The following is a 26,430-nucleotide window of genomic DNA, read 5'->3' as shown; positions in this document are numbered from 1 at the left end:
GTTTGGGCTATTCCCTTTTCGCTCGCCACTACTTGGGGAATCTCGATTGATTTCTTTTCCTGCAGGTACTGAGATGTTTCACTTCCCTGCGTGGGCTTCTCTCCACCTATGGATTCAGTGGAGGATAGGCGGCATTCATCGCCTGGGTTTCCCCATTCGGAGATCCTCGGATCACGGCCTGCTTGCGGCTTCCCGAGGCTTATCGCAGCTAGCTACGTCCTTCTTCGCCTGCTGATGCCAGGGCATTCACCGTACACCCTTAGTAGCTTAACAATCACTTTGCTCCTGATACACATGGTCTTTCATCAAGACCTATTCAATTGTCAAAGAACAGGGACGATGGCGAACCATCATCCGAGACTGAATAGAGGAAGTCGAACAATAAACCGCCAAGAGAACCCAACCAGCTCTCCGTTCGCCCATCACTCTTAGACAGCAAACTAAGGTGGCGAACGGGTCAAACGAAGTTTGGTTTGGTGGAGCTGACTGGAATCGAACCAGCGACCCCCTGCTTGCAAAGCAGGTGCTCTCCCAACTGAGCTACAGCCCCGCACGTCTGTGAGGGATCGTCCGCTCGAATCGTCCTCGAGGGAGCCTGCGACGACAACTCAGATGGTGGGCCTGGATAGAGTTGAACTATCGACCCCGCGCTTATCAAGCGCGTGCTCTAACCAACTGAGCTACAGGCCCAGCTGAGTCATAATCCCATCAGGGCCCGACATCGTGAGCAGCGTCTCCCGACATCAGCGCACATCAGATCGCTGCCTGAACCCTCGCGTTTGATCGGTGTATGTGTATTGAAGAGGTGGCCCTCGGCCCTGGATTTTTCTTTAGAGTCAGTGACTCCTTAGAAAGGAGGTGATCCAGCCGCAGGTTCCCCTACGGCTACCTTGTTACGACTTCACCCCAATCATCGGTCATACCGTGGGCGCCTGCCCCCTTGCGGTTGGCGTCGACGACTTCAGGTACAACAAACTTTCGTGGTGTGACGGGCGGTGTGTACAAGGCCCGGGAACGTATTCACCGCGGCGTGCTGATCCGCGATTACTAGCGATTCCGCCTTCATGAGGTCGAGTTGCAGACCTCAATCTGAACTGAGGCCGGTTTTTTGAGATTGGCTCCCCCTCACGGGTTTGCAGCTCTTTGTGCCGGCCATTGTAGCACGTGTGTGGCCCCAGGCATAAAGGCCATGCTGACTTGACGTCATCCCCACCTTCCTCCCCGTTCTCCTGGGCAGTCTCTCCAGAGTTCCCGGCATGACCCGGTGGTAACTGAAGACAGGGGTTGCGCTCGTTGCGGGACTTAACCCAACACCTCACGGCACGAGCTGACGACAGCCATGCAGCACCTGAGCACGCTGGTATTGCTACCTCGTCGGACTTTCATCCTCCTACTACGTGCATGTCCAGCCTGGGTAAGGTTCTTCGCGTTGCGTCGAATTAAACCACATGCTCCACCGCTTGTGCGGGCCCCCGTCAATTCCTTTGAGTTTCAACCTTGCGGCCGTACTTCCCAGGCGGGATACTTACTGCGTTAGCTGCGGCACCGGCGGTAACCCGCCGACACTTAGTATCCATAGTTTAAGGCGTGGACTACCAGGGTATCTAATCCTGTTTGCTCCCCACGCTTTCGAGCCTCAGCGTCAGAAATGTTCCAGAGCGCCGCCTTCGCCACCGGCCTTCCTCCCGATCTCTACGCATTTCACCGCTACACCGGGAATTCCGCGCTCCTCTCCCATCCTCAAGCCGAGCAGTCCCCTCTGCACTTTCCGGGTTAGGCCCGGAGATTTCACGGAGGGCTTACCCAACCGCCTACGCTCCCTGTACGCCCAGTGAATCCGAACAACGCTTGCCACCTTCGTATTACCGCGGCTGCTGGCACGAAGTTAGCCGTGGCTGCTTCTGGAGGTACCGTCCGAACGGTTACCCGTTCCATCTTCCCTCCCGAAAGGGGTTTACAATCCGAAGACCTTCATCCCCCACGCGGCGTCGCTGCGTCAGGCTTTCGCCCATTGCGCAATATTCCTTACTGCTGCCTCCCGTAGGAGTCTGGCCCGTGTCGCAGTGCCAGTGTGGCTGATCGTCCTCTCAGACCAGCTACCCGTCGAAGCCTTGGTGAGCCGTTACCTCACCAACAAGCTGATAGGACATGAGCCCATCCAAGAGCGCGCTACCCACGGTAACGCTTTCTTTCCCGAACCGCAGTCCGGGAATCGTATGCGGTATTAGCCAACCTTTCGGCTGGTTATTCCCCACTCGAGGGTAGGTTACCCATGTATTCCTCACCCGTTCGCCGCTTTACAAGCGTATTGCTACGCCTTCTCGCTCGACTTGCATGTATTAGGCGCGCCGCCAGCGTTCGTTCTGAGCCAGGATCAAACTCTCATATAGGTGTTGTTCAAGAAATTGGACCAAGGGCCACCACTTCAATACACCTTACACCTTGCTCAACTTCCTCTATTCAGTTGTCAAAGAACGACCGCGTTCCTCACGCGAGCCGCGCACTATACAACCGCGCGCCATCACGTGTCAAGGGACCCGCTCGAAAAATTTTCGGGTAGTTTCCCTTTATCGACCGCACCGTGACTCGCCGTCAGGCGCGGTCAACAGGCAGGAACGCAACGAACGAGGGGTAAGATAACAAGGCCTCCACCAAGAGTCAAGTCTCATTTCCGTGTATAATGCAAAATTATGTCGGCCTTCGAATCGCCGCTCGGGATGCGGCGCCGCACGATCTTGAAAGCCCTGGGCCTGGGAGCCGTAGCCGGCCTGACCGGCGGGTGCGATGCCATGGGCGGCGTCTTCGGCCGCATGTTCGCCGTCCCGCCGCGCGAGACCAGCTATTTTACGCCCAATTCCAAGTTCTATGTCGTGAACTATGCCGATTCGGCCGTCTCAGTCGCCCGCGAGATCAACATCGAGCAATGGCGCGTCGCCATCAAGGGCGAAGTGAAGAAGCCGATGACCCTGAGCTGGCGCGACATTTTGAACCGCGACTCCTACGATCAGGTTTCCACACTGATGTGCATCGACACCCTGCCCGGCGGCGACAGCTTGGGCAACGCGACATGGCGCGGCATCTCGCTGAAGAAATTGCTGCAGGAGGCCGGCGCCGATGAAGAACTGGCCCGCGACGTCGTCTTTCGCGGCATCGACGGTTACGACGACAGCATCCCGTTCAAGCGAGCCATGGAAGACGACGTCATGCTGGCTTTCCTCATGAACGGCGAGAAGCTTCCCAAAGAACACGGCTACCCATTGCGCCTGATCGTCCCGGGTCTCTACGGCATCAAGAACGTCAAGTGGATCCACGAAATCGAAGTCTATCCCGGAGACTACCAGGGTTACTGGCAGCGCAAAGGCTGGACGGACGACGGCACCATCAAGATCTTTTCACGCATCGATTCGCCGGGACATTACCAGTCGCTCCGCGGGCCGGAGCAGAAGTTCCGCGGCATCGCCTTCGGCGGACCGCATTCTATCAGCAAAGTGGAACTGAGCTTCGACGCGGGCCGTACGTGGAACGAGTGCTCGCTCGAACCCCCGATGTCGCCCTACTCGTGGGTCATCTGGAACTACACCTGGAAGCCGCCGAAGCCCGGCAAGTACCAGACCGTCGTGCGAGCCTGGGACACGAAGGGCCAACTGCAGATTGCGGAGATCGTGAGACCTCAGCCGGCCGGCGCGAGTGGGTACCACACGATCATTGCAGAAGTGGAGCAGATTTAGACTTTCAGATCCCGCTCGTGAAAGCGCGGGCTGAACGCCTTCGCACATCTTCCCCATTTCTACAGCTTGGAGTAACATACGCCGCCATATGGCGGACGAAACGTTCACCGACCCCCTCGCCGAGCAGTACTACCATCAGAGTGTGACCGAGTTGGAGACGGGTCAGTCCGCCGATGCGGTCCTGCTGAAGGCGGCGGCCTGCGAGCTGAAGGACGACCGCACCGACATCATGCAGTCGGCGTTCTATTACCTGGCGGCCGCGCATTTTCTCGAAAGCCGGGACCGGGCGAAAGCGGCGCACGCCTATCACAGCGCGGGCCAGCAACTCCATCGCTTACAGCAATTCACTCAGGCCGCGCGGGCCTTTTCCAATGCCGGGAAGGTGGCCGAAGAGGTCGCTCGGTCAGGCCCGCCCGGCCCTGACCAGCATCGTTTGCAACATCTCGCCGTGCGGGCCTATTCGCGAGCCAACCACTCCTTCGCCGAAGCGGGAGAACTGGACGCATCGGAAGCGGAATATCTTAATGAGCGGAATGCCCGCGTCGCCTGGGCGCAGATGCAGGGCAAGCATCCGCTCGCCCTCCTCACCTGGAAGGCCACGAGCAACTTCGGTACCAGCATTCCACGCTGGACCGCGTGGATAGCCGGCACACTCATCGTCTTCAGCCTGTCCTATGAACTTTTCTTCCGCCTGCACTGGCTGGAGCCGATGGGGAACACCACGCCGTCGGAGTGGATCCCGCTGTGGTCCGGTTTCTACTACGCCATCAACGTCACGTCATCGTTGGCGCTCGTGGAATACCAGCCCGTCCATCCGATCTGCCAGGCGGTGGTGATGCTCAACGTCATCGTCGGCTATCTGTTCCTCGGCATCGGCATCGGCATCGTCGGGCGCATGGTCAAGACACACGGCTGACACTAACCGCGTAAAGCCGCCAGCTCCCGTTCAGTTGCCTCCCGCCACTCTCCCGGCTTCAGGTCTCCCAGTCGAAGCAGACCGATGGCGACCCGCATAAGCCGCACCGTGGGGTGCCCGACGGCCGCCGTCATGCGGCGCACTTGCCGGTTCATGCCTTCATAGAGGGTCAGCTCGAGCCAGACCGTCGGCACCGTCTTGCGAAACCGGATCGGCACAGGCCGTTCCGGCAACGGAGGGACATCGGCCAAAACGCGAACCGTGGCCGGCCTCGTTTTCCGGCCACTCAACGTCACGCCACGCCGGAGTTGCGCCAGCGCCTCCTCGCTGGGCACGCGTTCGACTTGGATCCAATAGACTTTCGGCAGCTTATGCTCGGGATCGGTAATCCGGTGGGCCAGCGATCCATCCGAGGTCAGAATCATCAGGCCTTCGCTGTCCTGATCCAACCGGCCCGCGGCATAGACTCCGGGCAGATCGATATACTCCGCCAAGGTCGGCCGTCCCTCCGGATCCGTGAAGCACGGTAAGACGCCATAGGGTTTATTGAACAGAATGGTAATGGTGCGGCCGCCTCGCATGGCGGCACAGTGTCTCATAGATGGTCCGATGGTGAAAACGGAGGCATGCCGGAAACGGCAGAATAAGGGAAGATCCGGAGCGGTTCCATTTGCCCCCTGATCGATCCGGTCCGTGCAGGGCTTCCCCTTCAAACCTTCAGGACAGCTTCGTGGCTCGCCCAGTGGAATCGATAGAGCGCCCGTCTTAACCGGTTGAGAAAGAGACGGCTTCTTGATTCTCCCTTAAAAAGAACACCCGGCACCCCACTTGCTCTCTCTTTTCTCGAGAGCCTCGCCACTCTCATAACAGTCACCCACATGTCCGGTACCGGCTTGATCCGGACTCTTGTACGAAGGAGGTTCCCATGATCCGTTATGCCAGCTTCATCGTGCTCGCCGCGTTTCTGACATTTGGAATCGGCGCGACGGGGTCGTTTGCCAGTGAACCCAGCCCGTCCGAGCAGAAGGAGAAGAAAGACATGAATGGGCCGAAGGCCGCCGACGAAAAGAAAAAAGACGAGAAGCAGGAGATGGGCGGCAAGTAATCGTAGTGGGACGCAGGGCATCCTGCGTCCCTCCCCTTTCACAGCGGTTGTAGGATTGCCCCTACAGTTCCGTGCCTCATTGGTGGCAGTTCACTACAGAGCGCTCTCAAGCGCAGCGGGATCTCTTCTGCAAGCTGTTGACCCACCGATTCTTTTTGAAGCAGTGCCGGCTGTCTGCTTCGGCACCGGCCTTGCTCGCCTTTAGTAGCTCGTTTCGTTTGTCATTTCTCTCCCATCTTCCATGTCTTCCAAGGAGGACCCTATGCGACGACGCGTCATGAACGGTGTGCGGGCCTTGCGGACTCCGATCCTGCTCGCCCTTTGCGGGCTGGCGCCCATCGGATGTGTCAGTACCGAGACGCATACCAAGACTCTCACCGAGCTGAGCGCCGCGAACAAGAAAGCCGCCCAACAGGCGGCCGAACTGGAGGCGCTTCGGAAGCAATCGGAAGCCCAAGCCCAACAGCTCAAGCAGCAACTCGCCGGCCTCCAGCAGAACCTCGACCAGGAAGCAAGCCAGCGGAAAGCGGCCGAATCCTCTCTGTCACAATTGCGGAGCGAGATCCAACAACTCCAGCAGCAGGCGGACGCCTTGGCTCGCGAACGCGAGGCGCTGAAAACCCGATCCGAGGACCTGCAGGCGAAGCTGGACGGACTGGAACGGGAGAAGAGCCAACTCAACGGCGAACTGGGAGACGTGCGAAACCAGATCAAAGATCTGGAGGACAAGCTGGCCAGCGGGAGCGCGACTGCACAGAGCGAGATCGCCAAACTCCAAGGCCGGGCCAAGGAGTTGGAGTCCGAATCCGCCCGCGTAGCCGCGGCACTGGAAGCGGAGCGCCAGCGCCTCAAGGCCGAGGAAGCGGACAAGGCGCGCCTCGCCAAGGAGCAGGAGCAATTGGCCGCCAGCCTGGAACGGGAACGGGAGCGCCTGAGGGCCGAGGAGGCCGAGAAGGCCCGTTTGGCGAGAGAGCAAGAGCAACTGGCGGCGAGCCTCGAACAGGAACGGCAGCGATTGAAGGCGGAAGCAGCCGAAAAAGCTCGGCTCGAAAAAGAGCGGGCGGCCAAGGAAGAAGAAATCAAGCGCCTGACGAGGACACAGGAAGAGCTCTCACGTTCCTTGAGGGACGAAATCGAGAAGGGCAACATTACGATCCAGCAGGTTCGCGATCGGCTCACCATCAACATGGTGGACCGCGTGCTGTTCGATTCCGGCCAGGCCGTCATCAAACCGGCCGGCGTTAAGGTCTTGAAGCAGGTAGGCGATGTTCTGAAAAACGTCACGGACAAGCAGATCCGCATCGAAGGCCATACGGACAACGTGCCCATCAGCGTGAAACTGCAAGATAAGTTCAAGACGAATTGGGAGCTCTCGACAGCCCGGGCCACGACCGTCGTGCGGTATTTGATCGACCACGGCGGGGTAGACCGGCAGTCGTTGTTGGCAGTGGGCTACGCGGAAACCCATCCGATTGCGTCGAACGATACCGAAGAAGGGCGAAGCTCGAACCGCAGAATCGAGATCGTTCTCTATCCCAAAGACCTGCAGCAGATCACCGGCAAGTTGGACGGCGGCGCGCCCGTCAACTAGCTGCGCAGCCATGCACCGAGCGGCGCCGCATGCGGCGCCGCTCGCGCGAGTCCGTTTTCGACTGCTGAACCGTTACTCCGATTTGAGGCTTTCTTTCACCTTTTTCCCGGCCTGTTCGACTTTTTCTCCCAGAGATTCCGCCGATCGCTTCAATTCGGCCCCGACTTTCTTGGGCGTCTCGCTCTCTTCCAGTTTTTTGACGACGCCGGTGACTTCCTTTTCAATCTTCGTCGCCAGGTTCTTGACCGAGGCGCCGATCTGATCGGCCACTCCCTGGTCTTTACTTTTTTCTTCGCCGGCCCATCCCCCCTCGATGCACCCCAGCAGCAGACACAGACCCCCTGCCATTCCGACAAGCTTGCGTTTCATGGAGCCCCTCTCTTTACTTGCTGCGTTGCCGTCTCGACCTGCCCCGCTCTTTCGGAAACGATCACGTCCCATTATACTGGAACCCATACACGCCGTCCCTCGAAAGGATTTCACATGGCCCCACTGCCCTCATCTCTCTGGTGCGCGTTTTTCGCAGGCACTACCCTCTGCACCACGTCGATTCCCGCCTATGCCACGACGGCTCACGATGCATTGCTCCAGGCCAAATTCGCCACCGTCGGCGTGCTGGAAGAAACCCAAGATCAACGCACCCCCGACAAACCGGGCAAGCTCCTGGTTCGCGGGACCGGTTTTCACCTCCGCGACGGCTACGTCGTCACGGCCCGGCACGCGGCGGAAAAACACGATGCCGCGACAGGAACCGTCATCCCCAAGCAGATCCGCATCCTGACGACCGATCTGCACGAGCTTCCGGCCGACTTGGTCGGAGACAGCGCGTTCATGGATGTCGTCGTGTATCGTGTCGTCGAACCGCACCGCGCCAAGCTTCGTGCCGGCGCCTCCTTCGCCTCCGGCGACCCGCAACCCGGCCAGGAAGTCTTCACCGTCGGCTATCCGATGGGCTGGGGTCCCACGATGGCGTTCGGACACCTGGGCAACACCGACACCTTTCTCCAAACGGTGGACACCAGACTGATTCAAGCCGATGTCGCGGCTTGCAGCGGCAACTCCGGCGGCGGGCTCTTCAACGACAAGGGTGAGATCGTCGGCATCATGCACGCCATCATCCAAACCGAACGCGACGATTCCACGGCCCACTGCAGCCGCATGGCCTTTGCCATACCGGCGATCCTCGCCGAACGGATCGTGAATGCCGCCGTGGCCGGCAAGCCGTTGACCTTTTCCAAAATGGGCATCCACATGATGCCCGTCCGGGACGGAACCAAGTGGCGCATGGCGGTGAGGGATGTGTCGGAGCCGGCCAAATCCGCCGGCATCCAAAAGCACGACATCATCATCGCGGTCGACGACACCGAAATCGACGACGCCAAACACTTAAAGAACTATCTGATCGAGCGTACGACGCCGGGCCAGAAAGTCGCCGTCAAAGTACGGCGCGTAGACGCGGATTTGACGTTTACGGTCACGTTAGGCGGGGGATAGAACGATTTGGACCGGCCCTGAGACCGCCTCGTAAATTTTCCAGGTTGATTTCATCCCTCGACCGGTTCACACTCCTCCCCCTCAGACGCTGCTCACCGGGAGGCCTCCCTGATGTGGAGCGCCGAGGTCCTGGAAGTCAACCCCGCCTGCGACGTGACGGTCCACCGGCTCAGACCGGCCAACCAGAAAGTCCTGCTCGCCGACCGCTTCTACCGCTATCCCGAAAAGATCGCCGAGTTGGCGTTGGGCCTATACTACACGGAATCGCGCGCCGTCGTCGGCAGTTATCCCGGTTCGCGAGCCATGATCACGCTCGACACGACGCCGCTCATTCAGACCTTGAGCAAATTGTGGGGTGAACCGCTGCGGCCCTTCCATGCCGAATACCATCCCGTCATTTTTTCGGCCATCCAGAACCGTGATTACACGCTGACGCCCTGGCAGCGGCAGCCGCATATCGATCAAGGCGTCACGGCGATGGTCTATCTGAATCCGGAGGAGATGTGCAGCGGAGGCACCGGGCTGTATCGACATCGGCCCACCGGACTCTCCCGTGTACCCATCGGGCTGACGCCGGAGCTCATCCGGTTGGGACAACAACATGGCCTTTCCGCGCAGGCGCTGCGGACGCAGGACGGCTATGCGGAGTTCATGAATACGGTCTTCTTTCGCCCTGAATACGCCGTGAAGGAGAATCACTATATCAACGACGGAAACGACTATTGGGAATTACTCTACAAGATCGAGATGAAGCCCAACCGCCTCGTCATCTTCGACGGCCGCACGTTCCACTCCCAACATATCGCCCCGAACCAATTCCGCGACTACTTCCGCATGAACCAGATCCTCTACTTCCAGGGGCACGACTGAACCAGGGCGCCGGAAGAAGGCACACGATGTCTTCCGGCGGGACAAGTTGTTCCTGGCGGCGGTCACCGTAACGACGCCGCGCCTCGTGCAGTCACGTCTTCTTACGAAAGTGGACCGTCCTCGACTGGTCCATCGTTTGCACCAGCCTCGACTTCATACGTGTACCGGACGATCTCTTAACAAAGGAGCGTGCCATGCGATTTCTTCTCGTACCTTGTGCGATCGCGCTGTGTACGTTAGCGGGTTGTGCCAGCCAGGAAACCATGGCGAAAAACGCCCGCATCTCGACGAGCGAAGCGGCACGGATCGCGGAAAACTCGGTCCCCGGCGGACGAGCGAAGGAGACGCACTTGGAACAAGAGCGCGGGAGAACGGTGTACGAAGTCGAATTGGTGGACAACGGGAACAACACCCAAACGGTCTGGGTGGACGCAGAGAGCGGCCGCATCGTCGAACGCGACCGGTAAGGTTCTTCTAAAAGTGCGGCGGCGTCCCGCTGCGCCGCCGCACCCCGTCTGCAGCTTCTCAGGCTTCTGAAGGCTCGGGGTTGTTGTGAACGGAAGAGGCGGACTTCGCCTTTGCGCCCTTCTTCACTGAGCCGGCGATCTTCGGAGTCTTTGTCGTGACGTCGGCATTCTGCGCACGATGGAGCAGCGCGTGGTCCATGAGCACGAGCGCCATCATGGCTTCGGCGATCGGCGTGGCCCGGATGCCGACACAGGGATCGTGGCGGCCGGTCGTTTCGACTGTGACGGGATTGCCGCTCTTATCAATGGACCGGCGCGGAACGCGGATGCTGGACGTCGGTTTAATACCGATCGTCACCACGATGTCCTGCCCCGTAGAAATCCCGCCGAGGATCCCCCCGGCATGGTTCGTGACGAAGCCCTCCGGGGTCAACTCATCGCCGTGCTCGGAGCCGCGCTGAGCGACCGACGCAAAGCCGGACCCGATCTCCACCGCCTTCACCGCATTGACGCTCATCATGGCGGCCGCCAGTTCCGCGTCCAACTTCGCGTACACCGGCGCGCCCCATCCGACGGGCACATGCTCGGCCACGGTCGTGATTTTGGCCCCTACCGAATCGCCGGCTTTCCGCAACTCGTCCATGAATGATTCGAGCTTCGGCACCACGTCGGCGTTTGCGGCAAAGAAGGGATTGGCTTCCACGACGTCCCATCTCTTGAACGACACCTCGATCGGCCCCAGCTGGCTGAGAAATCCCCGGATCAACACGCCGTACTTCTCACGCAGCCACTTTCTTGCAATCGCTCCTGCCGCGACGCGCACGGCCGTTTCACGCGCGGACGCACGTCCTCCGCCACGATGGTCCCGAATTCCGTACTTCTGCCAGTAGGTGTAGTCGGCGTGACCCGGGCGGAAGGTGTCGATGAGGTTGCCGTAGTCGCGGCTCCGCTGGTCTTCATTCCGGATCAGCAAGGCGATCGGCGCGCCTGTCGTCCGGCCTTCAAACACGCCGGAGAGGATCTCAACGGTATCGGATTCCTGCCGCTGGGTGACGTGGCGGGAGGTGCCGGGCTTGCGGCGGTCCAAATCTTTCTGAATGTCTTCAGCCGACAGCGCCAAACCGGGCGGACAACCGTCCACCACGCACCCGAGGGCCGGCCCATGGCTTTCGCCGAAAGAGGTGACGGTGAAGAGATGACCGAACGTATTGCCGGCCATGGAATGGCTCCTGCCTATTCGACAAGATCCAGTTTGATGCGGAGCTCTTTGAGCTGTTCCGGACTGACGGCCGAGGGGGCTTCCGTCATGGGATCCTGCGCGCGCTGCGTCTTCGGAAATGCGATGACGTCGCGGATCGAATCGGCGTTGCCCAGCAGCATGACGATCCGGTCCAATCCGAATGCGATGCCCCCGTGAGGCGGCGCGCCGTATTCCAGGGCATCCAGCAAAAAACCGAACTTCGCATGGGCCTGATCCTTGTCGATGCCGAGCAAGTCCAGAATCCGCAATTGAATATCGCTGCGGTGATTGCGGATGCTGCCGCCGCCGATTTCGTTGCCGTTCAGCACCATGTCATAGGCTTTCGCGCGGACTTTGAGCGGCTCCGAGTCCAGCAAGGGCAGATCCTCGTCCATCGGTCCGGCGAAGGGATTGTGCATGAAGACATAGCGCTTTTCTTCCGGCGAATAATCGAGCAGCGGGAATTCGGTCACCCACAGCGGCTTCCAGGCCTGCTTGTCGATCAGGTTCAGCTCTTCGCCCAGCAGCAGGCGAATGCGTCCCAGGACGTCATGCACGACGGCCGGTTTGTCCGCGCCAAAAAGGACGAGGTCGCCGGGCTTGGCCTCCGGCAAGGCTGCGGCAAAGGCCTTGGCATCGAGAAACTTGGCGATCACGGACTCCAACTGGCCTTCGGCGGTGATCTTGAGCCACGCCAACCCTTTTGCCCCAAAGCTCTTCGCGGTTTCGCCCAGCGCGTCGATCCGGCTCCGCGCCATCGTGGCGCCGCCCTTCACGATCAAGGCTTTGACGATGCCGCCCTTCGTCGCCGCGTCCTTGAAGACTTTGAACTCGCTCGCCGCGCCGAACGCCGTCACCTCATGCAGGGGCATGTCGAACCGCAAATCCGGCTTGTCGGAGCCGTAGCGGCCCATCGCCTCGGCGTACGTCATCCTAGGGAACGGCGTGGGGAGTTGCACGCCCCCCGCCTCGCGGAAGATCGTCACGATCATCCGCTCCATGAGGTCCATCACGTGCAGCCGATCGACGAAGGACATCTCGAGGTCGATCTGCGTGAACTCCGGCTGGCGATCGTTGCGCAGATCTTCGTCGCGGAAACAGCGGGCGATCTGATAATAGCGGTCGAAGCCGCTCACCATGAGGATCTGCTTGAACAATTGCGGTGATTGCGGCAGCGCGAAGAACTGTCCCGGATTGACGCGGCTGGGCACCAAATAGTCCCTCGCGCCTTCCGGTGTGCTCTTGGTCAACACCGGCGTTTCGATTTCCAGGAAGTCCGCGCTATTCAAAAAGCTCCGCGTAGCCTGCATGATGGCATGGCGCAAGCTCAGCAAGCGCTGCATGCGCGGGCGGCGCAGATCGAGATAGCGATACTTGAGCCGGATGGCTTCCGTGATCTCGGCGTCGTCTTCGATCAAGAACGGCGGCGTTTTGGACTCGTTCAATATCTCCACCGCGTCGGCAAAGACTTCGATCTCTCCCGTAGAGAGGTTGGGATTGCGGGACTCCTCCGGCCGGGCCATGACCTGCCCGGTGACCGAGACGACACACTCGCTGCGCAAGGCATGGGCGGATTTATGTACAGCGGCATTCCGCTCGGCATTGAACACGACCTGCGTGAGGCCGGTCCGATCCCGCAAGTCGATAAAGATGACCGTCCCATGATCACGCCGGCGCTGCACCCAGCCGTTCAGCACGACCGTCCGGCCGACGTGGCTCTTGTTCAACTCCCCACATGTGTGCGTCCGCAACTTCATGCCACTCTCGCTTTCTTCACCGGCTGTCGTTTTCTCTGCGCCGGTCTCGCCCAGCCCGCCTGCCTGGCGGGCCGAGGCGGCCGGGTGCCGGGGTCTTTCCCGTCCTGCTCCAGCACCCGTCGCTGCTCGACGACGCTGCGCAACGCATTCGCTTCGCGATCCGTGAGGAACCGGAACTCGCCCGGCCCCAAATTGCCCAGTACCAGCGGGCCCATTTTAATTCGCAGCAGTTTGATGACCGGATGGCCGACGGTTTCGAGCATGCGCTTCACTTGGTGTTTGCGCCCCTCATGAATCGTGATTTCCACCCAGGAGTTGGCTTCGACCTTGCGGACTTTCTTCACCTGCGCGGGACTCGTCATGCCGTCCTCCAGCTTGACGCCCCGCTCCAGTTCGGCGATTTCGCCGTCGGTCAACACCCCTTTGACCTTGATCAGGTAGGTCTTCGGCACATGGTACCGCGGATGGAGCAGCGCCTGGGCCAAATCCCCATTGTTCGTCAGCAGCATCAGGCCTTCGCTGTCGAAGTCCAACCGGCCGACGGGGAACACCCGCACGGAGACGCCGCGCAGGAAATCTTTGACCGTAGTCCTGCCGCCCGGATCATCGAGCGTGGACATGACGTTCTTCGGCTTGTTGAGCATGAGATACACATAGGGCTGCGCGGCGGTGAGATGTTTCCCGTCGACCTTTACATGATCGCGTTCGGAATCGACCTTGGTCCCCAGCTCCGTCACGACTTTGCCGTTCACCGTGACGCGGCCGGCGGCGATCAGTTGCTCGGCCTTTCGGCGCGAGGCGAGCCCGGTGCCGGCGATCATTTTTTGCAATCGGACTTCCATAACAGTGATGGGTGATCAGTGATGGGTGATGAGTCATGGCTCGGAGAGCTTCCGAACCGATCACTCATCACGCATCACTCGTCACTGCATTTCACTCCCATTCGATCGTGCTCGGCGGCTTCGAGCTGATGTCGTAGACGACCCGGTTGACGCCCTTCACTTCATTGATGATGCGGTTCGACATGCGCCCGAGCACGTCGTTCGGAATCTTGGCCCAGTCCGCCGTCATGCCGTCGAGGCTCGTTACGGCCCGGATGGCGATGACGTTCTCGTACGTCCGCTGGTCACCCATCACGCCGACAGTGCGGATCGGCAGCAGTACGGCGAAGGCTTGCCAGATGTCGCGATAGAGGCCGGCGGCGCGGATTTCCTGCTCGACGATGGTCTCGGCCGCCCGCAAGATGGCGAGCCGCTCCTTCGTCACCGATCCTAACACCCGGATCGCCAGGCCTGGGCCGGGAAAGGGCTGCCGCCAGACGATCTCGTCGGGCAAGCCCAGCTCTTTCCCGAGTACGCGGACTTCGTCTTTGAACAACTCCCGCAGCGGCTCGATCAGCTTGAGCCGCATCCGCGCCGGCAATCCGCCGACGTTGTGATGCGTCTTGATCGTGGCGGACGGTCCTCTGAAGCTCACGCTTTCGATCACGTCGGGATACAGCGTCCCCTGCACCAGATACTTGACGCCCTTGAGCTTCTTCGATTCCTCCTCGAAGTGCGCAATGAACTGGCGGCCGATGATCTTCCGCTTGCGCTCGGGATCGATCACGTTCTTGAGGCGATCCAGAAACTGATTCGTCCGGTCCAGGATGCGCAGATTGAGATGCAGCTGCGACGCGAAGGTCTTCTGCACCTGATCACGCTCCCCCACCCGCAGCACGCCGTTGTCCACGAAGAGGCAGGTCAGTTGATCGCCGATGGCCCGATGCGTCAGGGCCGCCGCCACGGAGGAATCGACGCCGCCGCTCAACGCACAAATGACCCGGTCTTTCCCCACCTGGTCGCGGATCTGTTTGACGGCCGTGTCGACATAGGACTGCATCGTCCACGTCGGCTTGCAGCCGCAAATCTCGTAGACGAAGTTGCGAAGAATCGTGGAGCCTTCCGGCGTATGCGCCACTTCGGGATGGAATTGGAGGCAATAGAGGCGGCGCTTGTGGTCGTCGCGCTTCATCGCGGCGACCGGCGAATTGCCCGTGTGCGCGATCGAGCGGAACCCGGGCGGCATGCGCTCGATCCGGTCCCCGTGAGACATCCAGACAACGGTCGATCCGCCCTCGCCCACGCCTTTGAAGAGGTCGCTGCGGTCGTCAATGACCAGCTCGGCCCGCCCATATTCGCGGTGCGGCGCTTTGACGACATCGCCGCCCGACAGGTGCGTGACGAGCTGCATGCCGTAGCAGATCCCAAGGATGGGGATGCCTTGATCGAACAGGTCCTTGGGGACGCTCGGCGCCTTCTTCTCATAGACGCTGGACGGCCCGCCGGACAGCACGATGCCTTGCGGACGATAGGCCAAGATCGTCGCAAGCGGCACGGTGCAAGGCAGAATCTGGGAATAGACCTGCGCTTCGCGGATGCGGCGGGCGATGAGCTGCGTGTACTGGGACCCGAAGTCGAGAACCAGGATTCTATCGTGCCAGAGTTCCATGAGGCGTCGTTCGTGAAGCGTGAAGCGTCGTTCGTTTAGTGAGCGAAACCGGCGTCCGATTGCGAGATACGCTTCACGAGAGACGATTCACGAGGGGTTATTCCCAATCCATCCGGTAGTTCGGCGCTTCTTTGGTGATGATGACGTCGTGGACGTGGCTTTCCCGCAGCCCGGCGACGGTTTGACGAATAAAGGCGGCGTTCTGCTGGAGGTCGGGGATCGTCTTGCAGCCGCAGTAGCCCATGCCGGATTTCACGCCGCCGACCAACTGGTAAACGACCGCGGCCAGCGGACCTTTGTACGGCACTCGCCCTTCGATGCCTTCGGGAACCAGCTTCTGCGCCGGACGGCCTCCCTGCCCATAGCGGTCGCCGCCGCCGCGTTCCATCGCGCCGATGGACCCCATGCCGCGATACACCTTGTACGTCCGGGCCTGATACAACACGGTTTCACCGGGGGATTCCTCGGTGCCCGCCAACAATCCGCCGAGCATCACGGCGGACGCCCCGGCCGCCAGTGCTTTGGTCACGTCGCCCGAAAACTTGATGCCGCCGTCGGCGATGATGGGCACGCCGGTCCCGCGCAACACCTTGGCGCAATCGGCAATGGCGGTCAGCTGCGGCATGCCCGCGCCGGACACGATCCGGGTCGTGCAGATGGACCCGGGCCCCACACCGACTTTCACGGCGTCGGCGCCCATCTTGAGCAGATCCTTCGCCGCTTCGGCCGTGGCAATGTTGCCCGCCACCAGCTCCAGATCCGGATGCTGCTTCTTGATCCGCTTCACCGTGTCGAGGACCTGCTGCGAATGGCCGTGCGCCGTATCGACCACCACCAGATCGACGCCCGCCTTCTTGAGCAGGCTCACCCGCTCGTCGGTGTCCGCCCCCACTCCCACGGCCGCGCCGACCCGCAGCCGGCCATGGGCATCCTTGCAGGCGTTGGGATACTTGATGCGCTTCTCGATGTCTTTGATCGTGATGAGCCCTTTGAGCTCGAAATGCTTGTTGACGACCGGCAGCTTTTCGATCCGATGCTCGTGCAGAATCTCGCGGGCTTTTTCGAGACTGGTCCCCTCCGGCGCGGTGATGAGCTTTTCACGCTTCATCACCTGGGAGACCTTCAAGTCCATCCGGTTCTCGAACCGCAGATCCCGGTTCGTCAGAATCCCCACGAGCTTCTTGTTCTTGGTCACGGGAATGCCGGAAATGCGGTACTTCGCCATCAGCTGATGGGCGTCGCGGATCGTCTCGTCCGGTGAAATCGTCACGGGGTCGAGGATCATTCCGCTTTCCGATTTTTTGACCTTATCGACTTCCGTGGCCTGATCCGCCGGAGCAAGCACGCGATGGATGATCCCGATTCCGCCTTCGCGGGCCATGGCGATCGCCAAACGGGCCTCGGTCACGGTATCCATCGCGGCGCTGATCAACGGGATGTTGATGCGGATGTTCCGTGAGACGAACGTCGCGGTCTCGACTTCGTTGGGCAGCACCTGCGACTTGGAGGGAACCAACACGACGTCGTCGTAGGTCAATCCGAGTCTCGGCTCTTGGTCCAGCATGAGGTCGTCCTCGTCGCTCCGGTCCGTGGCTACGCCTTCTGTGTCTGTTGCGCCTTATCCAGCTCGGCCAGTGCTTCGGCGTCTTCCTGTAGCCGCTCGCTGCCCTCTTCAGCCGGCATGAACTGCTGCACGCGGGTGTTCCCGCTGTCGACGACGAACACGCTGCCCTTCGCATCCACCGCGATGCCGTACGGGAAGTTGAACTGGCCGTCCCCGTTCCCGAAGCCGCCCCACTGCGTGATGAAGTTGCCTTCCCGGTCGAACTTCTCGATGCGGTGGTTGCCGGTGTCCGTGACATACACGTCGCCGGCGCCGTCGACCGCGATGCCCCAGGGCGAGCGGAGCTGTCCCGCTTCCTGCGCCAGCGGGCTGCTGGCATGACCGGCCTCCGCGCTGCCGCCCCACTTGGTCAGCAACTGCGGGAGCACGTTGGTGCTGGTGTCGAACTTCTGAATGCGATGGTTGCCCATGTCGACGACGTAGACGGATCCATCGTTCTGATCCACGGCGATCCCGCGGGGGAAGTAAAACTGGCCGTCGCCGTTCCCGAAGCTACCCCAAGCCATGATGAACTCGCCGGCCATGTCGAACTTCTGGACGCGGAAGTTCGCGCTGTCCACCACATACACGAACCCGCGCACCCGATCGATTGCAATGCCCCAGGGGGCGTTGAACTGGCCTTCTCCGTTGCCCCGCGAGCCGAACTTCATCAGATAGCCGCCCAGCTTGCCGTCGAACTTCTGCACGCGATGGTTGTTCGTGTCCACCACCCAGACGTCGCCCTTGCCGTCGCAGGCGATGCCGGTGGGATTATGGAAGTTGGCGTTGGCCGCCCCGAAGTTGCCCCACAGGATGATGAAGTTGCCGGCATTGTCGAACTTCTGTACGCGGTTGTTGCCGTTGTCCACCACGAAGAGCGACCCTTGCTGATCGACGCACAGCCCGTACATCGGCGCCATGAATTCGCCGCCGTGCAGCAACGAGGCGCCGCGGCCTGGCTTGCCCCACTTGGAGACGCAAAGATAGCCCGAGGTGTTGACCAAGATCGTCGCGCTGGCCGGCGTGGAAACGTTGTTTCCCACGTCCTTGAACCAGACGTAAATGGTCTTCTGGCCGTCGTTCGGAGACAGGATGAAGGGAATCGTCGCGCCGAACTTCACGGCCGGCGTGACGTCGACCCAGCCCGGCGTACCGGCCATCGGCGTCAGCGGGCTTTCCGAGATGAAATAGGCGCCCACGCCCGTATCCAAGTCGGTCGCCGAAATCGTCACGACGACTTCGGGCGAGTTGGTCATGAACGCGCCGTGGTTGATGACCGCATAGGGGTTCTGGGGCGCCGTGATGTCGATGAGCACCGGCGTCGCCGTCACTTCTTCCGACAAGCCGCTCTCCGTCCCGTCTTCGAACGCGGCGGTGACGGCATAGAAATAGGGCGTGTCGTTGGTCAACCCCGTGTGGGTATAGGGATTCGTGACGCCTTCGATCTTCGTCGCGCCTTGCAGGGTCAACCCCGGAGACGTGCCGAAATACAAGTTGTAGGAGACGGCGCCCGGCACTTCCATCCAGCTCAGGAACACTTCCGTATCGCCCGCCTTCACGGCCACGCTCCGCGGGGGTTGGACCGAGCCGGCTTCAGCGGCCTGCGTCGGCTCCTGCTTGCCGCGGTTCATCTCTTCTTCCGTCGGCACGTACTTGAGCACGCGGTTGTTGCCGCTGTCGACCACGTACACACAGCCTTCCTTATCCACGGCGATGCCGTAGGGGAAGTTGAGCTGGCCTTCCGTTTTACCGCGGTTACCGAAGGCGCACAGGAACGTGCCGTTGCCGTCGAACTTTTGGATGCGGTGGTTGCCGCTGTCGACCACGTAGACGTTGCCCAGCGCGTCGCAGGCGACGCCCCACGGCGACTTGAACTGGCCCGGCCCGCCGCCCTCGCGGCCCCACTTCGTCAGGAAGCTGCCGCGCGCGTCGAATTTCTGAATGCGGTTGTTGCTCTCGTCGGCGACGTAGATGTTGCCGACGAAGTCGACGGCGACGCCGCGCGGAAAAAAGAAGGCCCCGTCGAAGCTGCCGTCCCGGCCCCATTTTAAGAGCGGCTGCCCGTCCGCCTGGAACTTCTGGATGCGGGCATTGCTGGTGTCGGATACGTAGACGTTGCCCTCTTGATCCGTCGTGATGCCCCAGGGCACATCGAAGCGGCCCATGTCGGCGCCGCGCCACGCGAAGCCGAACTTACCCCAGGCCTTTTGGACGTTGCCCTCGAGGTCGAATTTCTGCACACGGTTGTTGCCGCTGTCGGCCACGTAGAGCACGTCCTCCGGTCCCACGGCGAGGCCGCGCGGATAATAGAACTGGCCTTCCTGCGAGCTCGGCTCGCCGCCCCAGCGCGCGAGAAACTTGCCCGTCTTGTCGAATTTTTGGATCGAATGGTTGTCCGTATCCGCGACGTAGATGTTGCCGTCCTTGTCGAGCGCGATGCCGGTCGGCGAGCTGAACTCGCCGTCATCCACGCCTTCCCGGCCGATGCACATGGAGAGAAGATAGGGCGAGGGAATCGCCATCACTTCCTGCGACTCCGGGCTTTCCCCCTTCGGGGTGACGACGGTCACGACATAGTGGTAGCAGGTCCCGTTCGCCAGATCGTCATGCAGGAACGGCGAGGTCGCGCCTTCCAAACAGGTGGCCTTCTCTTTCTTCACACCGATGACGGTCTTGAAGTCCTCGGGGCTCGCGATCGGGCGGGTCAGCTCGGAGAACTTGATCTGCACGCCCTTCGTAGTTTGGAAGTAGAGGTTGTAATACATGGCGTCCGGGACCGGATCCCATGTGATCGTGACACGGCCGTTCCCCGGCTTCGCTTGCACATTCTGCGGCGGCGGTGGCAGCTCTTCTTCTTCCGCGACCGAATCGCCGGCGCCCCATTCGCCTTGCGAGCCTTCGGCCGCCAACATCCGCCGATCGAACCGGAACATTTCCTCGAGAAGCCATGCTTTGATCATAGGTGCCTCGTGTTGCTAAAGCGGATCAAACGCCAAGAACCAAGGATGTTTCAAGGACTTAGAATTGGATTGGCGAGTCTAACAAAGCGTCGGAAAAAGAGTCAAGGCGCGGGGGCGGGCCAGGGGTTATTGAACAGCGGAATTCATTGCGGTAGCCTGAGAACAGGAGGTGTTATGAGAGTCTCTTTGATCGCGGTATGTCTCTGCCTCGGTCTTCTCGGCGGGAATATGGCGCGTGCCGGCGAAGAACAATTGCCGGGGCCGGAGCAGGAACCGGCCCAAGCGGGTGCCAACCCGCTGGAGATAAGCCCTGAGACCAAACCGAGCAGTCCTCGCCTTGGCGCTTCGTCAAGCGGCGAAGCGGTGACATCAGACAACCAGCCCGGTTCGTGGACCTTGTTCCGTGATGTGCCGGCGATCAGCGGGTACTATTCCGTCGGAGGAACGGCGCTGCTGCCGTATATCGGCGCCGGGTTCGGCGGCGGCTATAGCACGGATCGTGACCGAGCGTTGAGTCCCGCGGCGCAGGGGCAGGACCCCGGCATCCGAAACCAGTGGAACCAGTTTGGACAGGGCCTGACGCCCAACGAATTTCAGATGGGGGTGCGCATTCCCTTCTAGTTGGTCCAGGGTGATTCGTTCGCCCTGAGCCTGTCGAAGGGAGCCCGTCGAAGGGAGCCAGCGAAGGCCGCTCAGGCCTGCTCGACCGGGGCTTCCAGGAGGTCCGCTTCCCGCTCCACTGCGCCCGCGTCCAACTGATCGGACACCGCCGACACGTCGCCCTCACTGCCCCGCTGTTCAGCATCCGATCCTATCGCCGAGGTCTCGTCCGGCCCAGCCGGCGTCGGCTCCGACTCCATCGGCAGGAGCGCCTGTTCCGCCTCGCCCAGCTCTTTGAACTCCCGCAACGGGGGCAACTGGGACAGATCGTTCAACCCGAAGTGCTCCAGGAAGTACTTGGTGGTCCCGTACATGATCGGCCGGCCGGGCACTTCCTTGCGCCCCACGATGCGGACCAGCTTCCGCTCCAGCAACGTCCGGACGACGCCGGAGGTTTCCACCCCGCGGATCTCTTCGATCTCGGAGCGGACGATCGGTTGTTTGTAGGCAATGATGGCCAGTGATTCGAGCGCCGACCGCGACAATTTCGCCGTCGATTTGGCTTTGTCCAACCGCTTGATCCAGGGCGCGTACTCCTGCTTGGTCACCAGGCGATAGCCGCCGGCGATCTCTACAAGCCGGACGCCGCGCCCCTCCTGCTCCAGATCCTCGCCGAGGCTCTTCAGCATCCGCTCGATTTCGGCCTTCGTCACGTCTCCGAGCACCGCCGCGAAGCGCGTCAGCGACAAGGGCTCCGAGGACACGAACAACATCGCTTCCAGAATGGCTTTCAACTCCCGCTCCGCGACGGCCTGCGCCACGCTCGGCGCAGCCTCCGGATCATGGCCGTTGGCATGGCCGTTCGTCTGCTCGATGTGATTCTGTTCAACCGCCGAGGTCTCGTCGATCATGTCCGCCGTCATGGGTGTCATGTCCCCCTCCATTCCGAATCCGAATCATCCAGCTCCGCCGGGTCCGGCACCAGGGAGAAGGCCCGCGACACGAGAATCGGTCCGAACGTCTCCGCCTGAAAGACACGCGCCACCCGTAAACGGATCAATTCCAACATGGCGAGGAAGGTCACGATGATCACCAACCGATGACAGGACGATTCGAAGAGCGAGACAAACGACACCGACTCCTTGCCTTCCAACATCTCGAGGATCACGTTCATGCGCTCCCGAACGGTGAGATTGTCCGGAATGATCTCGATCAATTTCTTGCCCGGGTTTCGATCCATGATGCTTTGCAAGGCATCCACGAGATCGAACAGCGTCACGTTGTTCAACAGCGTTTCGTCCGCTTCCACCGGCTCCGGCGGCGGCTGCTCCCGGCTGAAGATCTCTCGCCACATCTTTTCCTGCCCGTCCAACTGCCGCGCCGCTTCTTTGTAGGCCTTGTATTCCAGTAACCGGCGGACGAGCTCTTCGCGGGGATCGGGTCCGTCCTCTTCGTCCTCCGCCGTCTCATCGGCCGGGAGAAGCATCTTGGACTTGATCTGGAGCAGCGTCGCCGCCATGACGAGAAATTCGCCCGCCACGGTGAGGTTCAATTCCTTCATCGCCTCGATATACTCGAGGTATTGCTGCGCGATCATCGCGATCGGAATATCGTAAATGTTGATCTCGTTTTTCTTGATCAAATGGAGCAACAGATCGAGGGGTCCTTCGAAGTTTTCGATCCGGACCTGGTACGGGAGCTCGGTCTGCTGGTAACCGTCGACTTGGCGATCCACGGGCGTCCTTATACCAATTATTGGGGACCGGGGCAAGCGCGTTTCTATATATTGGGGTGATTCACGATGCAGCGGCTTACTTGAGTTTCAGCGCGTAGGCGACCAGCAGGGCCGCCATGAGCAGAAAAAAGAGCGTCACGGCGTACTGGGCGCTCGGTGAGGACAGGAGGCCGGTTGGCCGGTCGTCCGTCACCCGCGCGGCCCTCGTGAGCAGCGGCTTCTGATCGAACCGGGCCTTCGTCAGATCGTCCGGTCGCTTGAACACCGCATCGGAAAAATCGGCATGGCCCAGGAACTGTGCTCCGCCGAAGGTCACGTCCCCCTCGAAAACGGTAAACGCGAAGAACGCATCCCGGCTGAAGATCGCTTCTGAAAAATTGGCATGGCGGGAAAACCGGCTTCCGGAAAAGCCGGACCCCGATCCGAAGCGCGCCCGCTCCATTGTCACCGGCTGCTCGAAGCCGACCTCCAGAAATTCCGCCATGCCGTCGAACAAGGCGCCGGCACAGTCCACCGGCCCACGGAACGCCGACCGATGGAAGCGGGTATGGGGCCCGAACTTCGCGTCCCTGCACCGCAACCCATGCGTGAACTGACTCTGCACGAAATAGGCTTCTTTCTCGAACCGGGCGCCGGTCAGGTCGACGGCGGCCTGAAAGACGGACCGCGACAGATCCACCCCTTCGCGGAACGTCGTTCCCTGGAGGTCGACCGCCCCTTCGAATTGCAGCGTACCTTTAGCCGAGCGGTGCCGCAGGGGGCCGGTCACGAGCGAGTCCCGCATGATGAACGCGGCCGGCACCACGCGAAGCTCCTCCGCATTCAACTGGGCCAGCGCGGCCTGCTGCTCGGCGGTCAAGCCTTTCGGCGTCTGCGTGGTTTGCACCGGAACGCCGTCGAACGACAGCTCGCCATGGACGATGACATTCGCCAAGTCGACGGTCCAGCCCCTCGTGATGGCCTTTATGAGCTCGGCGCCGCTCACGGCGTGGGCTTCACGCTCGGCCGGTGGACAGTCCGCGGACAGGCGTTTGGTGAAGCGGCTCTGGCCCGCGTCGACCGACGACTCCACACGGCACGCAGCCTCCGCGCCGGCGGAGCACAGCACCGCCGCACCGAGGCAGGCGACGGCGATGGGAAAAGACCAGCGCCTCATGAGGCCACCGGAATGCCGGGTCCCAGCCGCTGCACGATGGCCTGGTATTCCGCATCCGTCAGCCGGTGCATGCCGAGACTCAGACGCCTGGTCAACTCCGCTTGATCGGGGATCTGCAAAATCTCCTGCAGCAGGGCATGGCTCTCCTGAGGGGTGGAGCGCCATCGGCGGATCGGCTCGACGCGGATGAATCCGTATCGCGCTTCGGTCCGCAAGTCCTCCCGCAGCAAGTCGTCCATATCTTGGAGACGCAGCACGGGAGAAACGATGCGGAACTCCGCGCACAATCCCGCTTTCAGTACGTAGACGAGGCCGTGGGACTCCGCCGTGAGATAGGCGGCGAGGTTGTGCTGAATGAGCGCGGTGCAGCAGCCCCAGAGACGATGGCTCAGCTGCAGCTCCGCGCTGTCGAGCGAACTGCGCTCCCTCAGCGTCGCGGCGGTGAAGAGAAAATGGCTCATGCGACGGAGAAATGAACGGGAGGTACGGAGGGGAACTCAGGCGAACCGCAGACACGGTTCGCCCGCACAATCCTAAGTGCAGGAATGCTAGTTGTTGCGATAATCGTCGTGATCGTCCAACAGGTCCTCGGATTTTTCGATGAAATCGTCGTTGTCGTCCTCGCCGTCGAGATCCAGCTCTTCCTGCATCTCTTCCTCGATCTCGCCTTCCATCTCCAACTCGTCCTCAGCCACGTCTTCGGCGAGATCCGCCTCCTTCGGCTCGACGGGCGCGGCGGCCTTCGCGCTGGCCGGCTTCGGAGCGCCCTCTTCCTCCGCAGCCTTTCGGATAGGCGCAACAGGCCGGCTCACTTTCGCCGCCGTCTTCTTGGGAGCCGCCTTCTTTTTGGCCGCTTTCTTCGGAGCCTGTTTTTTTGCGGCGGGTTTTGCGCGCTTGACCGCCGTCCGTTTCTTCACGGTCTTTTTCGCCGCCGTCTTTCTTTTCGGAGGCTTGCCGGCTTTCTTCCTCCCCGATGATTTCTTCGCGGCCTTCTTCTTCGTCTTCGCCATCACCATCCTCCTCTGCGGTCAGCGACGCTGGCTCGCACGCTGCGGCCTCCATCTAGCATGAACCCATAGGTTGTTGCAACCGCCGCCTGTTCCGCCGTTGCAGCGCGACCGTCCCGCATCAGGGAGTGATCCAGACATCCACCACCGCCGGCTCGCTGTCCGCTCCCTTGACGGTATCCGGACCGTAGAGGTCGGTCACGACCAGGTGAAACTGCAGCAGCCGGCGCTCCGCCACGTGCGGCGCGACAAACGACGTCGTCGCCTCGTTCGGCGCGGTCAAATCCACCTTGTTGCCCCGCACTTGTTTCCATCGAAACAGGAGCGGATCGCCGTCGGGATCCCGGCTCTTCAATCCATTCAGCGTCACCACGGCGCCCGGCTTGGCTATGAGCGACGTGGGCGCGACCGCTTCAGGCGGGCGATTGGCCGTGTCCTCCGCCTCGACCACCACCGCCAGCCTCCCTTCCTGGCCGCGGCTTAAGACCGTAATGGCGGCCTTCCCATTGCCGGCCACTTGAATCTCTCCTTGTGGGGTGACGCGGACAATCCGCTCATCGGACGAGTGAAACGTGCTGCCGGTGCCTTGACCTTGGAGAGGTCTGGCCAGGCCGTCTTCAAATTGGCCGAACACAGGGACCGACAGCCGCTTACCGAGGGTATCCAGTCGCCAGGGTTTGTCCACGGCGAATTCGATCGTGCTGAGCCGAGCCTGAGGCTCGACATGAATGACAACTTCGTCAAAGTCCTGATGGCCGGCGAGCCGCCCCCTGACGACATCGCCGACGGCCAGGAGCCGCATATCACCGATCGCCTCGCGCGGAACCGTCACCGTGCCCTCCAGCTGCCCCTCTCCGTTCACCGGATGAAACTCGGCCGGATCGGCCTGATGAGCGGCGACCGATTCTTCGCCAAGGCGAAGCCAGAAGTACCGGACGTGCCGCAGGTTGGCGGCGTCGTCCCTCCCAACGGAGACACGGATCTCGGCGCCCGAGCGGACGTGCGCGCCATCGCGCGGCGCCGTCAAACTCAGCGCCTGGGCGCTGGCGGCCGCGCAGAAGACCAGACCGATCGCCGGCAACCATCGGGCGGCAGAAGGGACCTCGGAACAGTCGATCTGCATAAGTCGGCGGAGCATCGTATAAATCGCCCCCCGCGTCAAGGACGGCCACGGCCGTGATAAGATGAAGCCAGCATGAATCCTTTCACAGCGTCGAGAGTCTAAATTTCGTAGAATGTCGAGAAGCATGAGGAGTCCTGTGCCGGCAAAGTCGACCATCCTGGCCGTGGCTACCGTCGGCATCCTGAGCGGGCTGGCTTGGCCGACGGAGGCCACCCCGCCCTACACGCAGATCATCATGGAAGACGGATCGCCCTACTTCGTCCCGGTGACCGCGACGATCGCCAGCGGGAGCCCGATCCGGTGGGATAACCCCACCCCGACTCATCATACCGTGACGCATAACGCTTGCGTGGACGAGAGCGGGCCTTGCGCCTTCGATTCGGGCACCGTGGCCCCCGGAGATACGTATACGCTCCCCGGCCTCCCGCCTGGACGCTATCCGTACCACTGCCGCATCCACCCCATCATGCGCGGCGTGCTGACCGTCACCGACGCGGCGCTGCCCTCTCAACTGTAAGCGTCCGCCCGGCATCGGTCCGACTTGCGGGACAGCCGGTTCGTCCTGTAGGCTGCGCCTTCCCGGCAACT

Annotated in this window: 23 protein-coding genes, 2 tRNA genes and 2 rRNA genes (1 of these 27 running past the window's edge); 9 read left to right on the top strand and 18 right to left on the bottom strand. The window is 61.3% G+C overall.

The genetic code is table 11. The features are described from left to right. The 4 genes from NITMOv2_RS06295 to NITMOv2_RS06280 all read right to left on the bottom strand — a co-directional run. Positions 1-273, bottom strand: a 23S ribosomal RNA gene (locus tag NITMOv2_RS06295); it reaches 2,734 nt to the left of the window's first position. Positions 274-474: 201 nt separating this feature from the next. Next, a tRNA-Ala gene (locus NITMOv2_RS06290) sits at positions 475-550 on the bottom strand. Positions 551-613: 63 nt separating this feature from the next. Further along, positions 614-690: transfer RNA gene (locus NITMOv2_RS06285), tRNA-Ile, on the bottom strand. A gap of 161 nt (positions 691-851) precedes the next feature. Next, a 16S ribosomal RNA gene (locus NITMOv2_RS06280) occupies positions 852-2,390 on the bottom strand. Together the 16S and 23S rRNA genes with 2 tRNA genes alongside form the textbook arrangement of a ribosomal RNA operon. 300 nt (positions 2,391-2,690) lie before the next feature. Between NITMOv2_RS06280 and NITMOv2_RS06275 the strand changes: the two genes are divergently transcribed. Continuing rightward, entirely contained in the window at positions 2,691-3,728 is a 1,038-nt protein-coding gene (locus NITMOv2_RS06275; protein WP_053379057.1) for a molybdopterin-dependent oxidoreductase, read from the top strand. A gap of 88 nt (positions 3,729-3,816) precedes the next feature. Beyond that, positions 3,817-4,644 (top strand): hypothetical protein, encoded by an 828-nt coding sequence (locus NITMOv2_RS06270; protein ID WP_053379056.1) that lies wholly within the window; start codon positions 3,817-3,819, stop codon positions 4,642-4,644. A 2-nt stretch (positions 4,645-4,646) separates the two neighbouring features. Here NITMOv2_RS06270 and NITMOv2_RS06265 read toward each other — a convergent pair whose 3' ends face one another. After that, a complete protein-coding gene (locus NITMOv2_RS06265; protein WP_238590480.1) occupies positions 4,647-5,243 on the bottom strand; it encodes a pseudouridine synthase in 597 nt (198 codons plus the stop codon). A gap of 326 nt (positions 5,244-5,569) precedes the next feature. Between NITMOv2_RS06265 and NITMOv2_RS06260 the strand changes: the two genes are divergently transcribed. Both NITMOv2_RS06260 and NITMOv2_RS06255 read left to right on the top strand, forming a co-directional pair. Beyond that, the gene (locus tag NITMOv2_RS06260) at positions 5,570-5,749 is read left to right on the top strand and encodes a hypothetical protein (RefSeq protein WP_053379054.1); all 180 of its coding nucleotides are present in this window, start codon (positions 5,570-5,572) and stop codon (positions 5,747-5,749) included. A gap of 262 nt (positions 5,750-6,011) precedes the next feature. Beyond that, on the top strand, positions 6,012-7,340 hold the full coding sequence (locus NITMOv2_RS06255) for an OmpA family protein (RefSeq protein ID WP_053379053.1): 1,329 nt from the start codon (positions 6,012-6,014) through the stop codon (positions 7,338-7,340). Between the two features lie 72 nt (positions 7,341-7,412). Here NITMOv2_RS06255 and NITMOv2_RS06250 read toward each other — a convergent pair whose 3' ends face one another. Further along, positions 7,413-7,709: a hypothetical protein gene (locus tag NITMOv2_RS06250; protein WP_053379052.1), complete on the bottom strand. Its 297-nt coding sequence runs from the start codon at positions 7,707-7,709 to the stop codon at positions 7,413-7,415. Positions 7,710-7,823: 114 nt separating this feature from the next. Between NITMOv2_RS06250 and NITMOv2_RS06245 the strand changes: the two genes are divergently transcribed. The 3 genes from NITMOv2_RS06245 to NITMOv2_RS06235 all read left to right on the top strand — a co-directional run bounded on the left by NITMOv2_RS06245 (position 7,824) and on the right by NITMOv2_RS06235 (position 10,171). After that, entirely contained in the window at positions 7,824-8,834 is a 1,011-nt protein-coding gene (locus tag NITMOv2_RS06245; RefSeq protein WP_053379051.1) for a S1C family serine protease, read from the top strand. Between the two features lie 111 nt (positions 8,835-8,945). Continuing rightward, a complete protein-coding gene (locus tag NITMOv2_RS06240) occupies positions 8,946-9,704 on the top strand; it encodes a DUF6445 family protein (protein WP_053379050.1) in 759 nt (252 codons plus the stop codon). 194 nt (positions 9,705-9,898) lie between these two features. Further along, positions 9,899-10,171: a PepSY domain-containing protein gene (locus tag NITMOv2_RS06235; protein WP_053379049.1), complete on the top strand. Its 273-nt coding sequence runs from the start codon at positions 9,899-9,901 to the stop codon at positions 10,169-10,171. Positions 10,172-10,229: 58 nt separating this feature from the next. Here NITMOv2_RS06235 and aroC read toward each other — a convergent pair whose 3' ends face one another. The 6 genes from aroC to NITMOv2_RS06205 all read right to left on the bottom strand — a co-directional run bounded on the left by aroC (position 10,230) and on the right by NITMOv2_RS06205 (position 20,221). After that, positions 10,230-11,390 (bottom strand): chorismate synthase, encoded by a 1,161-nt coding sequence (aroC, locus tag NITMOv2_RS06230; RefSeq protein ID WP_053379048.1) that lies wholly within the window; start codon positions 11,388-11,390, stop codon positions 10,230-10,232. A 14-nt stretch (positions 11,391-11,404) separates the two neighbouring features. Then, entirely contained in the window at positions 11,405-13,168 is a 1,764-nt protein-coding gene (aspS, locus tag NITMOv2_RS06225; RefSeq protein ID WP_053379047.1) for an aspartate--tRNA ligase, read from the bottom strand. Next, positions 13,165-14,010, bottom strand: a complete 846-nt coding sequence (locus tag NITMOv2_RS06220; protein ID WP_083447801.1) for a pseudouridine synthase — start codon at positions 14,008-14,010, stop codon at positions 13,165-13,167. Before NITMOv2_RS06220 ends, aspS begins: the two co-directional genes overlap by 4 nt. A gap of 91 nt (positions 14,011-14,101) precedes the next feature. Continuing rightward, complete coding sequence (guaA, locus tag NITMOv2_RS06215) at positions 14,102-15,658, bottom strand: glutamine-hydrolyzing GMP synthase (RefSeq protein ID WP_053379046.1); 1,557 nt, start codon at positions 15,656-15,658, stop codon at positions 14,102-14,104. 97 nt (positions 15,659-15,755) lie between these two features. Continuing rightward, complete coding sequence (gene guaB, locus NITMOv2_RS06210; protein WP_053379045.1) at positions 15,756-17,222, bottom strand: IMP dehydrogenase; 1,467 nt, start codon at positions 17,220-17,222, stop codon at positions 15,756-15,758. A gap of 29 nt (positions 17,223-17,251) precedes the next feature. Further along, entirely contained in the window at positions 17,252-20,221 is a 2,970-nt protein-coding gene (locus NITMOv2_RS06205; RefSeq protein ID WP_053379044.1) for a 6-bladed beta-propeller, read from the bottom strand. Between the two features lie 174 nt (positions 20,222-20,395). On the opposite strand from NITMOv2_RS06205, the gene NITMOv2_RS06200 reads away from it, so the two are divergent. Continuing rightward, positions 20,396-20,842 (top strand): hypothetical protein, encoded by a 447-nt coding sequence (locus NITMOv2_RS06200; protein ID WP_053379043.1) that lies wholly within the window; start codon positions 20,396-20,398, stop codon positions 20,840-20,842. 71 nt (positions 20,843-20,913) lie between these two features. Here the strand turns inward: NITMOv2_RS06200 and scpB are convergent, their stop codons facing one another. The 6 genes from scpB to NITMOv2_RS06170 all read right to left on the bottom strand — a co-directional run bounded on the left by scpB (position 20,914) and on the right by NITMOv2_RS06170 (position 25,857). Next, positions 20,914-21,753, bottom strand: a complete 840-nt coding sequence (gene scpB / locus NITMOv2_RS22550; RefSeq protein WP_202967320.1) for an SMC-Scp complex subunit ScpB — start codon at positions 21,751-21,753, stop codon at positions 20,914-20,916. After that, on the bottom strand, positions 21,750-22,556 hold the full coding sequence (locus tag NITMOv2_RS06190; protein WP_053379042.1) for a segregation and condensation protein A: 807 nt from the start codon (positions 22,554-22,556) through the stop codon (positions 21,750-21,752). The genes scpB and NITMOv2_RS06190 overlap by 4 nt, the downstream gene beginning before the upstream one ends. Positions 22,557-22,632: 76 nt before the next feature. Then, complete coding sequence (locus NITMOv2_RS06185) at positions 22,633-23,712, bottom strand: pentapeptide repeat-containing protein (protein WP_053379041.1); 1,080 nt, start codon at positions 23,710-23,712, stop codon at positions 22,633-22,635. Beyond that, a complete protein-coding gene (locus tag NITMOv2_RS23805; RefSeq protein ID WP_053379040.1) occupies positions 23,709-24,173 on the bottom strand; it encodes a hypothetical protein in 465 nt (154 codons plus the stop codon). Before NITMOv2_RS23805 ends, NITMOv2_RS06185 begins: the two co-directional genes overlap by 4 nt. 87 nt (positions 24,174-24,260) lie before the next feature. Next, the gene (locus NITMOv2_RS23300; RefSeq protein ID WP_145976192.1) at positions 24,261-24,722 is read right to left on the bottom strand and encodes a histone; all 462 of its coding nucleotides are present in this window, start codon (positions 24,720-24,722) and stop codon (positions 24,261-24,263) included. Between the two features lie 118 nt (positions 24,723-24,840). Continuing rightward, complete coding sequence (locus NITMOv2_RS06170) at positions 24,841-25,857, bottom strand: PKD domain-containing protein (RefSeq protein WP_145976191.1); 1,017 nt, start codon at positions 25,855-25,857, stop codon at positions 24,841-24,843. A 121-nt stretch (positions 25,858-25,978) separates the two neighbouring features. Between NITMOv2_RS06170 and NITMOv2_RS06165 the strand changes: the two genes are divergently transcribed. After that, a complete protein-coding gene (locus NITMOv2_RS06165) occupies positions 25,979-26,359 on the top strand; it encodes a cupredoxin domain-containing protein (protein WP_053379038.1) in 381 nt (126 codons plus the stop codon). Positions 26,360-26,430 lie beyond the last annotated feature (71 nt).

The organism is Nitrospira moscoviensis (assembly GCF_001273775.1).
In the GTDB taxonomy this organism is placed as follows: Bacteria; Nitrospirota; Nitrospiria; order Nitrospirales; family Nitrospiraceae; genus Nitrospira_D; species Nitrospira_D moscoviensis.
The sequence above is the reverse complement of the archived record's forward strand: the minus strand, read 5'-3'. Positions and strand labels throughout refer to the sequence as shown.

What these genes read in the sequence shown, in the direction of transcription:
- NITMOv2_RS06255 (WP_053379053.1), top strand. Translation starts at nt 6,012, where the DNA reads ATGCGACGACGCGTCATGAACGGTGTGCGGGCCTTGCGGACTCCGATC.
- aspS (WP_053379047.1), bottom strand. Translation starts at nt 13,168, where the DNA reads ATGAAGTTGCGGACGCACACATGTGGGGAGTTGAACAAGAGCCACGTC.
- NITMOv2_RS06275 (WP_053379057.1), top strand. Translation starts at nt 2,691, where the DNA reads ATGTCGGCCTTCGAATCGCCGCTCGGGATGCGGCGCCGCACGATCTTG.
- guaB (WP_053379045.1), bottom strand. Translation starts at nt 17,222, where the DNA reads ATGCTGGACCAAGAGCCGAGACTCGGATTGACCTACGACGACGTCGTG.
- NITMOv2_RS06235 (WP_053379049.1), top strand. Translation starts at nt 9,899, where the DNA reads ATGCGATTTCTTCTCGTACCTTGTGCGATCGCGCTGTGTACGTTAGCG.
- NITMOv2_RS06245 (WP_053379051.1), top strand. Translation starts at nt 7,824, where the DNA reads ATGGCCCCACTGCCCTCATCTCTCTGGTGCGCGTTTTTCGCAGGCACT.
- NITMOv2_RS06200 (WP_053379043.1), top strand. Translation starts at nt 20,396, where the DNA reads ATGAGAGTCTCTTTGATCGCGGTATGTCTCTGCCTCGGTCTTCTCGGC.
- scpB (WP_202967320.1), bottom strand. Translation starts at nt 21,753, where the DNA reads ATGACACCCATGACGGCGGACATGATCGACGAGACCTCGGCGGTTGAA.
- NITMOv2_RS06220 (WP_083447801.1), bottom strand. Translation starts at nt 14,010, where the DNA reads ATGGAAGTCCGATTGCAAAAAATGATCGCCGGCACCGGGCTCGCCTCG.
- NITMOv2_RS06265 (WP_238590480.1), bottom strand. Translation starts at nt 5,243, where the DNA reads ATGAGACACTGTGCCGCCATGCGAGGCGGCCGCACCATTACCATTCTG.
- NITMOv2_RS06240 (WP_053379050.1), top strand. Translation starts at nt 8,946, where the DNA reads ATGTGGAGCGCCGAGGTCCTGGAAGTCAACCCCGCCTGCGACGTGACG.
- aroC (WP_053379048.1), bottom strand. Translation starts at nt 11,390, where the DNA reads ATGGCCGGCAATACGTTCGGTCATCTCTTCACCGTCACCTCTTTCGGC.
- NITMOv2_RS06185 (WP_053379041.1), bottom strand. Translation starts at nt 23,712, where the DNA reads ATGAGGCGCTGGTCTTTTCCCATCGCCGTCGCCTGCCTCGGTGCGGCG.
- NITMOv2_RS06170 (WP_145976191.1), bottom strand. Translation starts at nt 25,857, where the DNA reads ATGCTCCGCCGACTTATGCAGATCGACTGTTCCGAGGTCCCTTCTGCC.
- NITMOv2_RS06260 (WP_053379054.1), top strand. Translation starts at nt 5,570, where the DNA reads ATGATCCGTTATGCCAGCTTCATCGTGCTCGCCGCGTTTCTGACATTT.
- NITMOv2_RS06250 (WP_053379052.1), bottom strand. Translation starts at nt 7,709, where the DNA reads ATGAAACGCAAGCTTGTCGGAATGGCAGGGGGTCTGTGTCTGCTGCTG.
- NITMOv2_RS06205 (WP_053379044.1), bottom strand. Translation starts at nt 20,221, where the DNA reads ATGATCAAAGCATGGCTTCTCGAGGAAATGTTCCGGTTCGATCGGCGG.
- guaA (WP_053379046.1), bottom strand. Translation starts at nt 15,658, where the DNA reads ATGGAACTCTGGCACGATAGAATCCTGGTTCTCGACTTCGGGTCCCAG.
- NITMOv2_RS23300 (WP_145976192.1), bottom strand. Translation starts at nt 24,722, where the DNA reads ATGGCGAAGACGAAGAAGAAGGCCGCGAAGAAATCATCGGGGAGGAAG.
- NITMOv2_RS06270 (WP_053379056.1), top strand. Translation starts at nt 3,817, where the DNA reads ATGGCGGACGAAACGTTCACCGACCCCCTCGCCGAGCAGTACTACCAT.
- NITMOv2_RS23805 (WP_053379040.1), bottom strand. Translation starts at nt 24,173, where the DNA reads ATGAGCCATTTTCTCTTCACCGCCGCGACGCTGAGGGAGCGCAGTTCG.